General features: G+C 49.8%; 6 protein-coding genes. All 6 read left to right on the plus strand.

Annotation, left to right across the window (positions count from 1 at the left end; translation table 11 throughout):
* The first annotated feature begins 170 nt into the window (after positions 1–170).
* The 6 genes from gltB (QMG91_RS15100) (at position 171) to QMG91_RS15125 (ending at position 14164) form a co-directional block, all read left to right on the plus strand.
* A complete protein-coding gene (gene gltB / locus QMG91_RS15100) occupies positions 171–4712 on the plus strand; it encodes a glutamate synthase large subunit (protein ID WP_004397820.1) in 4542 nt (1513 codons plus the stop codon).
* Positions 4712–6181 carry a glutamate synthase subunit beta gene (locus tag QMG91_RS15105; RefSeq protein WP_281827471.1) on the plus strand — a complete coding sequence of 490 codons (1470 nt, stop codon included), beginning with the start codon at positions 4712–4714 and terminating at the stop codon, positions 6179–6181. The genes gltB (QMG91_RS15100) and QMG91_RS15105 overlap by 1 nt, the downstream gene beginning before the upstream one ends.
* A gap of 368 nt (positions 6182–6549) precedes the next feature.
* Complete coding sequence (gene gltB, locus QMG91_RS15110) at positions 6550–11013, plus strand: glutamate synthase large subunit (protein WP_281827473.1); 4464 nt, start codon at positions 6550–6552, stop codon at positions 11011–11013.
* 15 nt (positions 11014–11028) lie between these two features.
* Entirely contained in the window at positions 11029–12441 is a 1413-nt protein-coding gene (locus QMG91_RS15115; protein ID WP_281827475.1) for an FAD-dependent oxidoreductase, read from the plus strand.
* Between the two features lie 83 nt (positions 12442–12524).
* Positions 12525–12962 (plus strand): DUF1499 domain-containing protein, encoded by a 438-nt coding sequence (locus QMG91_RS15120; protein ID WP_022613450.1) that lies wholly within the window; start codon positions 12525–12527, stop codon positions 12960–12962.
* A gap of 221 nt (positions 12963–13183) precedes the next feature.
* Complete coding sequence (locus QMG91_RS15125; RefSeq protein ID WP_281827480.1) at positions 13184–14164, plus strand: PKD domain-containing protein; 981 nt, start codon at positions 13184–13186, stop codon at positions 14162–14164.
* Positions 14165–14350 lie beyond the last annotated feature (186 nt).

Genomic DNA, 14350 nt, shown 5'->3' on the forward strand with positions numbered 1-14350 from the left:
TCACGATGGATATCACCAAGGAATAGTGTTCTTCGCTAATTAAACTTCCGCGAAGAGCAGAAAGGAATCAAGACCATCAACACCGATGGTTTCGAGTTCAAAAATATAAAAAGGAACAGGTGCGTTTGCGCGAGTAAGTTGCGCCTGTAAAAAACTGGAAGGATGTATCTATGGTAGATAGAGAGCAGAAGACACAAGGTCTTTATACTCCTGAACTGGAGCATGATGCTTGTGGTATCGGTTTTGTCGCTCACCTAAAAAACCGTAAATCTCATGAAGTTGTTACTCAAGCTCTAGACATGCTTGCTCGCATGGAACACCGTGGCGGTCAGGGTTGTGACCCTTGCTCTGGTGATGGTGCGGGAATTTTGCTTCAAAAGCCTCACGAGTTTCTGTTAGAGGAAACAGTCAAACAGGGCATCAAACTCCCCTCTTTTGAAAAGTACGGTGTGGGTGTTGTTCTGTTTCCTAAAGACGAACATAAACGCGCTCAGTGCCGTGACATTCTGGAACGCAATGCGAAACGCCTGGACTTAGAAATTCTGGGGTATCGTGTTCTTCCTGTCGACAACTCAATGATTGGTGCGGATCCTCTCAGTACAGAGCCTCAGTTTGAGCATGTCTTTGTCACTGGTGGTCCTGGTACAACACCTGACGAGCTAGAGCGTAAGCTTTACGTACTGCGTAACTACACCGTTCGTGTGTGTCTGGAAAGCGTGTCAAACATTGGTGATGATTTCTACATCAACTCCATGTCTTGCAAAACCATCGTCTATAAAGGTCAGCTAACAACAGAGCAAGTACCTCAGTACTTCCTGGACCTTCAAAACCCGACTATGGTTACTGCGCTTGCCCTTGTGCACTCTCGCTTTTCTACCAATACCTTCCCGAAATGGCGCTTAGCTCAGCCTTTCCGTTACATTGCCCACAACGGTGAAATCAACACAGTTCGCGGTAACCTGAACTGGATGAAAGCGCGTGAAGCCATTTTGGAATCTGACCTGTTTACTCAGGCAGAGATCGACATGCTTCTGCCTATCTGTCAGGAAGGCAGCTCGGATTCATCTAACTTCGACATGGCGCTTGAGCTCCTGGTCCTTTCTGGTCGTAGCTTGCCTCATGCGTTAATGATGATGATCCCTGAAGCATGGCAAGAAAACAAAAACATGGACCCAACGCGTCGTGCGTTCTACCAATACCACGCTAACGTGATGGAACCGTGGGACGGTCCGGCTTCTGTTTGTTTCACTGACGGTGTTCAGGTAGGTGCCACACTTGACCGTAACGGTCTGCGCCCATCTCGCTACACAGTGACGAAAGATGACTTCCTGGTGATGGCATCAGAATCCGGTGTAGTAGAAATCGAACCTGAAAACGTTGAATTCCGTGGTCGTCTGCAACCTGGTCGTATCTTCGTTGCTGACCTTGAAGAAGGTCGCATCATTTCTGATGAAGAAGTGAAAGATGGCATCGCCAACGCGCAGCCTTATGAGAAGTGGGTGGACGAAAACCTGCTTAGCCTTAAGAAGCTGCCAGACGCGAGCAACGAATTTAACCAGCCTTCTCCAGAGAAACTACTCCACAAACAACAATCGTTTGGTGTGAGCTCGGAAGAAGTGAACGAAATCATTGTTCCAATGGCAAAAGATGGCAAAGAGCCACTTAGCGCCATGGGAGCAGACTGGCCGCTGGCTGTGCTTTCGCACCAGTCACAACACCTGTCTAACTACTTTAAGCAGCTATTTGCTCAGGTAACCAACCCACCAATCGATCCGATTCGTGAGCGTATGGTCATGTCTTTGAATACCTACCTGGGTAAAGATCAGAACCTGCTGACAGAAACACCTGTTCACTGTCAGAAGGTAGAGCTGGAATCTCCGGTTCTTTCTAACTCTGAACTTGAAAAGCTGCGTGCTATCGATAACGAACACCTGCAAGCGAAAACGCTGGATATCGTATTCCAGGCGAATGAAGATGCGGGCAAACTTGAACGTGCACTAAAACGTATCTGCCAATACGCAGAAGACGCGGTTATCGACGGTTACTCAATCATCCTGCTGACTGACCGTGCAGTGAACTCAAACCACGCTGCAATCCCAGCAATGCTGGCTGTCGGCGCCGTTCACCACCATCTGATTCGCAAAGGTTTACGCGCTAAGTGTGACATCGTAGTGGAAACGGGTGACGCGCGTGAAACGCACCACTTCGCCACACTGGTTGGTTACGGTGCAAACGCTGTAAACCCATACCTTGTCGTCGAGACAATGGTAGAGCTGCAACGCACTAAGAAATTGGATCCTGAAGCCAGCATCAGCGACCTGTTCGAGAACTACCGCAAAGCCATTAATGGCGGTCTGCTTAAGATCTTCTCTAAGATGGGGATCTCGACACTTCAGTCTTACCACGGCGCTCAAATCTTTGAAGCTCTGGGGATCAGCAAATCTGTGGTCGAGAAATACTTCACAGGTACCGTCACTCGTATCGAAGGTCTCACCATCGATGACATCGCGAAAGAAGTTTTGGTTCGCCACCGTGTCGGTTACCCAACCCGTGAAATCCCGGTTCAGGTTCTGGATGTGGGTGGTGTTTATCAGTGGAAACAACGTGGTGAAAAGCACCTATTCAACCCTGAAACCATTTCATTGCTTCAGCAATCCACACGCAACAAAGATTTTGCTCAGTTCAAGCAATACGCAAGTGCGGTTGATGCACAAGGCGACAACGCTGCCACATTGCGTAGCCAGCTCGACTTCGTGAAAAACCCGGCAGGTTCGATTCCTGTGGAAGAAGTGGAACCAATCGAAAGCATCCTTAAGCGTTTTGCTACAGGTGCAATGTCGTTCGGTTCTATCTCTTACGAAGCACACTCAACCCTAGCAGTTGCAATGAACCGTATCGGTGCGAAATCCAACTCTGGTGAAGGTGGCGAAGACCCAGCACGTTTCGAGCGTAAGAAAAACGGTGACTGGGAACGCTCCGCTATCAAGCAGGTGGCTTCAGGCCGTTTCGGTGTCACTTCTTACTATCTGACCAACTCGGATGAAATTCAAATCAAGATGGCTCAGGGCGCGAAACCGGGTGAAGGTGGTCAGCTACCGGGCGATAAAGTAGACGACTGGATCGGTGCGACTCGTCACTCCACTCCGGGCGTCGGTCTGATTTCTCCGCCGCCACACCACGACATCTACTCTATCGAGGATTTGGCGCAGCTGATTTACGACCTGAAAAACGCTAACCGCGCAGGTCGCGTCAATGTGAAGCTGGTATCCGAAGCAGGTGTAGGTACCATTGCCTCTGGTGTTGCCAAAGCAAAAGCCGACGTGGTTCTTATCGCTGGCTTTGACGGCGGTACTGGTGCTTCACCAATGTCCTCTATCCGTCACACGGGTCTTCCGTGGGAACTGGGCTTGGCAGAAACTCACCAAACGCTGCTGAAAAACGGTCTGCGTAACCGTATCGTGGTGCAAACCGACGGACAGATGAAAACGCCACGAGACCTTGCCGTTGCGACGCTTCTGGGTGCAGAAGAATGGGGCGTGGCGACAGCCGCTCTGGTTGTAGAAGGCTGTATCATGATGCGTAAGTGTCACAAAAACACCTGTCCAGTGGGCATCGCGACTCAGAACAAGACACTACGTGAGCGTTTTGATGGTCGTGTTGAAGACGTTGTTACCTTCTTCCAGTACATGGCTGAAGGTCTGCGTGAAATCATGGCTGAGCTTGGCTTCCGTACTATTGATGAAATGGTTGGTCAGTCTCAGAAGCTGAAAGTACGCGACAACATCGCTCACTGGAAATACAAGAACCTAGACCTCACGCCAGTGCTGCACATTGAGCAAGCGCGTGAAGAAGACGGTGTCTTCAACCAGAAAGAACAAAACCATAACCTTGAAGAAGTACTGGACCGTAAGCTGATCGAACTGGCGCAGCCTGCGCTGGAGTTTGGTGAACCAGTCAGCGCAGAGCTGAAGATCATCAACACCGACCGTAGTGCCGGTACCATGCTGTCTAACGAGATTTCTAAAGTCTACAAAGACCAGGGTTTACCACAGCCAATGCACGTTAAGTTCAGTGGCAGTGCGGGTCAGTCATTCGGTGCCTTCCTTGCCAAAGGTGTGAAGTTTGAAGTCGAAGGCGACGCAAACGACTACTGGGGTAAAGGCTTGTCTGGCGGTACTTTGGTGCTATACCCAGACGCGAAATCCAGCATTGTTGCGGAAGACAACATCGTTGTCGGTAACGTGTGTTTCTACGGCGCGACGTCCGGCGAATCTTACATTCGCGGTATGGCGGGTGAACGCTTCTGTGTGCGTAACTCCGGTGCCAAAGTGGTTGTTGAAGGCGTGGGTGACCACGGCTGTGAATACATGACAGGTGGCGTCGCGGTTATCCTTGGCTCTACAGGTCGTAACTTTGCGGCGGGTATGAGTGGCGGTGTTGCTTATGTTTGGGATACAGCAGGTGATTTTGAAACCAAGCTCAACCCAGAACTGGTCGACCTAGACCCAATTGAACAAGAAGACGAAGACTTGCTGCGTGAGATGCTCACTAAGCACGTTGAATTCACAGGAAGTGAAGTTGCTCAGTCTTTCCTTGATAACTTCGAAGCCAGCTTAGCCACCGTGGTGAAAGTCATGCCACGCGACTACAAAGCGGTGCTTCAGAAGCGTAAAGCGGAAGCAGAACAAAACCAAGAAGTGGAGGCAGTGTAATGGGTAAGCCTACTGGATTTTTAGAGCATGGTCGTGAGCTTCCAAGAAAGCTCGACCCTAGCGTTCGTATTGAGAACAACAAAGAGTTTGTGCTGAACGAAGAGTTCGGCACCAAAATCAATACTCAGGCTTCTCGTTGCATGGACTGTGGTGTGCCGTTTTGTCATAACGGCTGCCCGATTGGCAACATCATTCCTGAATTTAACGATGCGGTATACCGCGACAGCTGGGAAGAGGCGTGGAACATTCTAAGTTCTACTAATAACTTCCCAGAGTTTACTGGTCGCGTCTGCCCTGCTCCTTGTGAAAGTGCGTGTGTATTGGGTATTAACCAAGACCCAATCACCATCTGTAACATCGAGAAAACCATTGTTGAAACAGCCTACCGCGAAGGTTACGCCAAGCCGAAAACGCCTCGCTCGCGTTCGGGTAAAACTGTCGCCATTATCGGAAGTGGTCCTGCCGGTCTGTCTGCTGCTGAGCAGCTCAACAGCGCGGGTCACCTAGTGACGGTATTTGAGCGTGATGAAAAAGTCGGTGGTCTGCTGCGCTTCGGTATTCCTGATTTCAAACTCAGCATGTCTGTTATTGATCGTAAAATCGACCTGATGGCAAAAGCGGGCATCAAGTTTGTTGTGAATGCGCACATTGGTATCGACATCAACGCAGTTCAGCTACGTGAAGATTTCGACGTGGTTCTGCTGACCGGTGGTTCTACCGTTCCACGCGATCTACCCGTTCCAGGTCGTGAACTGAAAGGCGTGCATTTTGCGATGGAGTTTTTAGGTCAGAACAACCGTCGTGCAAATGACATGGATCTGAAAACCGAAGAAATCCACGCCAAAGACAAACACGTTGTCGTGATTGGTGGTGGTGATACAGGTTCTGACTGTGTGGGTACTTCTAACCGCCACAAAGCAGCGAGCATCACTCAGGTAGAAATCATGCCGATTCCACCAGAGAAGCGCCCTGCAAACATGCCATGGCCTCAATACCCGATGATCATGCGTACTTCGACATCTCATGAAGAAGGCTGTGACCGCCACTGGAATATCCTGACCAAAGAGTTCATCGGCAACGATGATGGTCAGGTAACAGGGCTTCGCATTGCAGACATCGTCTGGAAAGACGCCAAAGTGGGTGAGCGCCCAACGTTTGAAGAAATCGCGGGCAGTGAGCGCGTGATCCCTTGTGATCTGGCGTTCCTGGCGATGGGTTTCCTACACCCAGAACCAACCGGCGTTCTGGCACAGCTCGACATCAAACTGGATGATCGTGGCAACGTCGCGACTCAAGACTTCCAGACCAACCAAGCTGGCGTCTTTGCTGCTGGTGATATGCGTACAGGCCAGTCATTAGTTGTTCGTTGTATCAACGAAGGTCGTGAATGTGCTCGTGCTATCGATGAACACCTGATGGGTAACACTAACTTAGAAGCGAAAGCGGATTCTTTGATGCTTTCAGTATAAAAAATAGGGAAAACTGTTCTCGGTTTTCCCAACTCCTTCCTGAACTTTGCCAGCACACATGTGCTGGCATTTTTTATACCTATCTTTGTAAATTAATTGTTAATGCAAATATCATAACTCTTTGTTTGTAAAATATTTAAATGGCATAAAACTCCAAATTACACCCATATTTCCGACAAATCTCCAATAACTTGACGTTTTCTATCATTAGCTATAGGTTGTGAAGTTGGTGAAAACAAAATGACACCGCAATGTTAATAAAACAGAGAGTTTGGCAACTATAATTAAACAACGCCCACTCCATATAACTATAAAAATAAGTTACACACATCCCTTACCAGGAAGGTAGGAAGCAAAGGGAGAATGCAATGGCTCTTTACGATCCACGTCTTGAAAAAGACAACTGTGGATTCGGTTTGATCGCCCATATGGAAGGTCAGCCGAGTCACAAACTTGTCCGCACGGCTATCTCAGCCCTCGACAGAATGACACACCGTGGTGGTATCGCCGCCGATGGAAAAACCGGTGATGGCTGCGGACTTTTACTTCAAAAGCCAGATTCATATCTGCGCTTAATCGCCCAGGAAAACGGTTGGAACCTAGGTAAACAGTACGCGGTTGGTATGATTTTCTTCAGCCAGGACACCGCAAAAGCACAACAAGCAAAAACCATCATCAATGAAGAGCTGGCTAAAGAGACGCTCACCATTGCAGGTTGGCGCGATGTGCCCACCAATACCGACGTGTTAGGTCCTATCGCAACAGGATCTGTTCCAACGATTGAACAAGTCTTTATATCGGCGCCTGCAGGTTGGCGCGATCGTGATATTGAACGCCGCCTCTACATTGCCCGCCGCCGCATTGAAAAGCGCATTACCGACGATGACGATTTCTACATCTGTAGTTTGTCCACTCAGGTCATCGTTTACAAAGGGCTGTGCATGCCTGCGGATCTGCCTCGTTTTTATCTCGACTTAGCCGATCTGCGCATGGAATCTGCAATTTGCCTGTTCCACCAGCGTTTCTCAACTAATACACAGCCTCGCTGGCCATTAGCTCAGCCATTCCGTTATCTGGCACACAATGGGGAAATCAACACCATTGAGGGCAACCGCCAATGGGCACGCGCACGCGCCTATAAGTTTTCCTCTCCGCTTTTGCCGGACTTGCAAAGTGCCGCTCCGTTCGTGAACGAAACAGGCTCGGACTCTTCCAGTCTGGACAACATGTTGGATCTCTTCCTGGCTGGAGGAATGGACGTGTTCCGCGCCATGCGCATGCTGGTGCCGCCTGCGTGGCAAAACCACCCAGATATGGATCCTGAGCTTCGTGCTTTCTACGATTTCAACTCCAAACACATGGAGCCTTGGGACGGTCCAGCCGGCATTGTTTTGTCTGACGGTCGCTACGCTGCCTGTAATCTAGACCGTAACGGTCTTCGCCCCGCGCGTTATGTGATCACCAAAGACAACCTGATCACCCTTGCCTCAGAAGTGGGCATCTGGGATTACGCTCCAGATGAAGTGTCCGAAAAAGGTCGCGTTGGTCCTGGTGAGCTTTTGGTCATCGACACCCGAAAAGGCAAGCTGTGGCAATCGTCTGAAATCGACAACGATCTCAAGAGCCGTCACCCTTACCGCGAATGGATGGACAATAACGTCTACCGCCTGACGCCTTTTGCTGAGCTAAACGAAGAAGAAGTCGGTCAACGCAGCTTTGATGCCGACGAGCTTAAGGTTTACCAAAAGCAATTTGCCATGAGCAACGAAGAGGTCGATCAGGTCCTTCGGGTGCTCGGCGATATGGGGCAAGAAGCCGTCGGTTCTATGGGCGATGACACCCCTATGGCAGTGCTTTCTTCCAAAGAGCGACTGGTTACCGATTACTTCCGCCAGAAGTTCGCTCAGGTCACCAACCCACCGATTGACCCATTACGTGAAAAACACGTGATGTCACTGGCCACCAGCGTTGGTCAGGAAATGAATGTGTTCTGCGAAACCGATGGACACGCTCATCGCGTGGCATTTGATTCACCCGTGCTTCTCTACTCAGACATGCTCCAACTGCTTGAGCTGAGCGACGAACACTACCGCAACACTATTCTGGACATCAGCTTTAACCCTGACGAGAAATCTCTGGAACAAGCAATCCTAGACTTGTGTGATCAGGCAGAAGAAGTCGTTCGTCAGGGTACGGTACTGGTGGTGCTGTCTGACCGAGACATTCAAAAAGGCAGACTGCCGATTCCCGCCGCTATGGCTGTTGGGGCAGTACAAACACGCCTTGTCGATGCCAACTTGCGCTGCGATGCTAACATTCTGGTGGAAACCGCAACCGCCCGTGACCCACACCAATTTGCGGTGCTGCTAGGCTTTGGGGCTACCGCGGTTTACCCGTATCTGGCATACGAAGCCCTGGGTAAAATCATTGACGATGGCGCACTGGATCGTACCTATGGTGAAGCGATGCAGAACTACCGCAATGGCATCAACAAAGGTCTGTACAAAATCATGTCCAAAATGGGCATTTCGACCATTGCGTCTTACCGTTGTTCGCAACTGTTTGAAGCAGTGGGTTTACACCAGGACGTGGTCGACCTGTGCTTTAAAGGTGTTACCACTCGAATCCAAGGGGCGTCGTTTAGCGACTTCCAGCAAGACATATATAACCTTTCACGCAAAGCCTGGGCGAAACGCAAGCCTATCGACCACGGCGGCCTGTTGAAGTTTGTGCACGGCGGTGAGTTCCACGCTTACAACCCTGATGTGGTCGGCACCCTGCAAACCGCAGTGAAATCGGGTGAAGCGTCGGATTACCAATCCTACGCCAAACAAGTCAACGAACGTCCGATTGCCATGCTTCGCGACATGCTCAAGTTGAAGAAAGCCGATAAACCTTTGCCACTGGAAAAGATTGAGCCAAACACTGAATTGTTCAAACGTTTCGATTCAGCGGCGATGTCGATTGGTGCACTCAGCCCGGAAGCCCATGAAGCCTTGGCGATGGCGATGAACCGTTTGGGTGGTTACTCCAACTCAGGTGAAGGTGGTGAAGACCCACGTCGATTTGGCACCGAGCGCAACTCGCGAATCAAACAGGTGGCATCCGGTCGCTTCGGTGTTACTCCTCACTACCTGACCAATGCCGATGTATTACAAATCAAAGTTGCACAAGGGGCGAAACCCGGTGAAGGCGGTCAGCTTCCAGGTCATAAAGTGACGGCAGAAATCGCCAAACTACGTTATTCGGTACAGGGTGTGACCCTGATTTCACCGCCGCCTCATCACGACATTTATTCGATAGAAGATTTGGCTCAGCTGATCTTCGACCTGAAGCAAGTTAACCCAAATGCTTTGGTGTCCGTCAAACTGGTGTCTGAACCGGGCGTAGGCACCATTGCCACAGGTGTTGCTAAAGCGTATGCCGATTTGATCACCATTTCCGGATACGACGGCGGCACCGCAGCCAGCCCACTGACCTCGGTTAAATACGCAGGTTGCCCTTGGGAATTAGGTTTGGCGGAAACCCAACAAGCGCTGGTCGCAAATGGGCTTCGCCATAAGATTCGCCTGCAAGTAGATGGTGGATTGAAAACCGGTCTGGATGTAGTGAAAGCCGCCATTCTGGGTGCAGAAAGCTTCGGCTTTGGTACTGCACCTATGGTCGCCATGGGCTGTAAGTTCCTGCGCATCTGTCACCTGAACAACTGCGCCACTGGCGTAGCGACGCAAGATGAAACCTTGCGCAAACAATACTTCAAGGGCTTACCCGATATGGTGGTCAACTACTTCACAGGCTTAGCCGACGAAGTAAGAACCATCATGGCAGAGTTGGAAGTAGAAAAACTCACCGACCTGATTGGTCGTACCGACTTGCTGGAAGCGGTAGAAGGTATGACGGCTAAGCAAAGTAAGCTGGACCTGTCTGGCATTCTGGAAAAGCCAGTATCACCGCAAGATCACCCAGTGTACTGGACGCAGCCAAATACCCCATTTGATAACGCCGCGCTCAATCAGAAGATCATGTCCGATACCCTAGCGGCTGTTGAAGCCAAGCAAAGCGCCAGCTTCTACTACGATGTGATCAATACGGATCGCTCGGTCGGAGCACGACTGTCGGGTGAAATCGCAAAACGTTACGGTAACCAAGGCATGGCATCCACTCCGGTTAAGCTGCACCTTAATGGCACAGCAGGTCAGTCGTTTGGTGTCTGGAACGCCGGCGGCGTTGAACTCTACCTCACTGGGGATGCCAACGACTACGTAGGCAAAGGCATGGCTGGTGGTAAGATTGCCATCAAGCCGCATCTGGGCACGGCATTTACCTGTAACGAAGCCACCATCATAGGTAACACCTGCTTGTACGGTGCTACGGGCGGCAAGCTGTTTGCAGCTGGTAAAGCCGGTGAACGTTTTGGCGTTCGAAACTCTGGCACCATTGCCGTTATTGAAGGCGCAGGCGACAACGCATGTGAATACATGACAGGAGGGGTGGTCGCGATTTTAGGCGCAACAGGCGTAAACTTTGGCGCAGGTATGACTGGCGGCTTTGCTTATGTTCTGGACACAAACGACGACTTTGCAGGGCGTGTGAATAACGAATCAGTCGAAGCCATTTCGCTGGCAGATCTCTATATCCATCAAGAGCACTTGAGAGGATTGATCGCTGAGCATCTGGACGAAACAGGTTCTGCCCATGCAGAAAACATTCTGGCGAATTTTGATGAGTGGATCCCTAAATTCTACTTAGTGAAACCACAAGCCGCTGACCTGAGAACATTGCTCGGTCACCAAAGTCGTAGCGCAGCTGAGTTGCGTGTTCAGGCACAGTAAGCAGGGGAGAGATTCATGAGCCAGAACGTATACCAATTTATTGATGTAAAACGCGTAGACCCAGCTAAAAAGCCGCTTAAAGTACGCAAAATTGAGTTTGTAGAGATCTACGAACCTTTTACCAAACAGCAAGCGACCGCACAGTCGGATCGCTGTCTGGACTGTGGTAACCCCTATTGTGAGTGGAAATGCCCGGTTCACAACTACATTCCACAATGGCTAAAACTCGCCAATGAAGGGCGAATTTTAGAAGCAGTGGAGCTGTCTCACCAAACCAACAGCCTGCCAGAGGTATGTGGGCGGGTGTGCCCGCAAGATCGTCTGTGTGAGGGTTCTTGTACCCTTAATGACGAATTTGGTGCTGTCACCATTGGTAATGTGGAGAAGTACATCACCGACAAAGCCTTTGAAATGGGCTGGAAACCAGACATGTCTGGGGTGGAATGGACAGACAAAAAAGTCGCCATCATCGGCGCTGGGCCTGCTGGTCTCGCCGCCGCCGATATTCTGGTGCGTAACGGCGTAAAACCCGTGGTCTTCGACCGCTACCCAGAAATCGGTGGTTTGCTGACGTTTGGTATCCCTTCCTTCAAACTGGAAAAAGGCGTGATGGAAAATCGTCGCCGAGTCTTCAGCGAGATGGGTGTGGAATTTCGCATGAACGTTGAAGTGGGCAAAGATGTACAACTTCAGGAACTGGTGGATGATTATGATGCCGTTTTCCTGGGGGTCGGAACCTACAAAAACATGCGCGCCGGGCTAGAAAACGAAGACGCACCGGGCGTATACGACGCCCTGCCATTCCTTATCTCCAATACCTACAAAGTCATGGAGCTTGAAACCGATGACCCGTTTGTCGATATGGCAGGCAAGCGCGTGGTGGTTTTGGGTGGTGGTGACACCGCTATGGACTGTGTTCGTACTTCCGTTCGCCAGGGTGCCAGTAACGTTATCTGTGCCTATCGTCGAGACGAAGAAAACATGCCCGGCTCTCGCCGCGAAGTGAAGAACGCCAAAGAAGAAGGCGTTAACTTCATGTTCAACCTTCAGCCGCTGGGTGTTGAAGTAAACAAAGAAGGCAGAGTCGTCGGCGTAAAAGTCGTTAAAACAGCGTTGGGTGAACCAGACGAAGCCGGTCGCCGCCGTCCAGAACCTGTGGCTGGCAGCGAACACATATTGGATGCTGATGCAGTGATCATGGCGTTTGGTTTCCAGCCACACAAAATGAGTTGGCTCGAACCGTTTGGCGTGGACTTGGATCAGTGGGGTCGAATCAAGGCGCCTGCGGATCAAGAATTCCAGTTCCAGACCTCGAACAAAAAGATCTTTGCTGGTGGCGACGCCGTAAGAGGGTCTGACTTAGTGGTTACTGCCATAGATGAAGGTCGAAAAGCGGCAGAAGGCATTCTGGATTTCTTAGAAGTTTAACTCGCCATTTCCACACCACTTCATTAACCTAAAAGCAAAGAGCACCAAGCTCTTTGCTTTTTTATTACAAGGAGAATGCTTCCATGAAAACTCTCGGCGTCCTATTCGGCTCTCTGGTTTTCCTTACTGCTTGCAGCCAAGAACCCACCTCGATTCCAGACCGAACTGCGCATCCTTGTGGTGACAGTCCAAACTGTGTGTCCACCATTGATGAGCGCGAAGATTTTGCGATTAAGCCGTTTAAGCTCGCTTCTGAGGATGTCACCTTGGAGCAGATAGAAGCACTGGCGTTAACCATGCCGGGCTCAGTCACTGCCACAAAAGATGGCGACTACATACGCCTTGAGTACACCAGCGACTTCTTTGGTTTTGTCGATGATTTGGAAATCAAAGTCAGCGATGGTTATTTAATTGTTCGCTCCGAGTCTCGAACCGGGCATTCCGACTTTGGCGTAAACCGCGAGCGCGTGGACGAGCTGCGTAAAATCTTGCTTGAGAAAGGGCTTATTCACTCTCACTGACCCCTTTCCTTTTTATTTCCGCTATACCCGATAAAACGATTTGTGACCGTCATGGACACAAATCGTCCAACAACTGCTAACGAATATTCAATCTATTGAGCACAAACTGATTACCGATAAATCAGCCCGAGAATTGCGCTCAAGTCTCCCCCTTATCCTGGTGCTTAACGACTTGTTTTGATGCGCATTTCCTCAGTTAGTCATTACAAAAGGAATCGTTTATGTTGAATGCGTTAAAAGTGTCTGCGTCTGCCATCTTGTTGATTTTAACGGGCTGTGGATTGGATTCGGAACAGTTGAAAAAACAGGAGAAGCCCACGGTGAATGCGGGTGCAGACCAGCAAATTGTTCTCCCAGCAAACAGCATAATATTGCGTGGCAGCGCAAAGTCTGAGCTCAGTATCTACAAGATTGAATCGCTAGCCTGGACTCAGGTCTCAGGTCCCCAACAACTCAGCATTCTCAATGCGGATACGCTCACCGCAACCGCTATGAACCCAAATATTGCAGGTACTTACGTATTTCAACTTCTCGCTCGCGACAGTGGCGACCGTACCAACAGCGATCGTGTGAAAGTGATTGTTCAAGAAAACAATGCTTCAAACCCTGCCATTCGATTTTCATCCGAATACTCGATAGGAAAAACTCAAAACCACGAATCATTTGAAAACGAATGGCAAACCGTTGCAGACCAGTACTCCCATCGCGGGCAACTTGATGAGCAATGGCAATCCATGAATAAGCAATACAACGAAGGCGCTACTCCTGATCAAGCACTTGAACCATATCTCGTGTTTTACCGCAAGGGCTCTGATGGTGTCATTCATTTCCGAAACCTGAACGCCGTCGATCTCTCTTCTCTCAAACAACAGGTCGAGAGTGCGCTATTCAAGCTCACGGATACCCCTTCGATTACACTAGACTTTTCGATGAGTGGCAAAGCAAATGATCAGGTCTTACTGACGCTTATTGAGGTACTGAGAGGCACTCAAACTGCGGAAATTATCACACCAGAAGAGTCTGGCTTATCCAATACTCAAGTTCGTGTTCAACCAAACGGAATCCATCAAAACCTCACCTTTACAGGTGGCAAATTGGCGGATCACCTTTCTCACCTTTTTGAGTACTCCGAGCTCACCTTGCCAAACTCAACAATTCAACATGAAGCAACGGATGATAAATCTCAGATTGCATTTCACTAATAACGTGAAAAACTGCTCCGTCATTCCATGACCAATGAGTGTCATACCCCTTGAATCCTTGCCCCAGCCATTCGCTGGGGCATTCTTTTTCAGTTATTTTCCAGAATTCAAACATAGTTCACTCCACCCACCTTGCAAAAAATGGGGAAATTGAAGAAAGTATTTAGTCATTAGGTTTCATAGTGG

Origin of the sequence: Vibrio nigripulchritudo (assembly GCF_027924785.1) — a bacterium.
Classification (GTDB): domain Bacteria; phylum Pseudomonadota; class Gammaproteobacteria; order Enterobacterales; family Vibrionaceae; genus Vibrio; species Vibrio nigripulchritudo.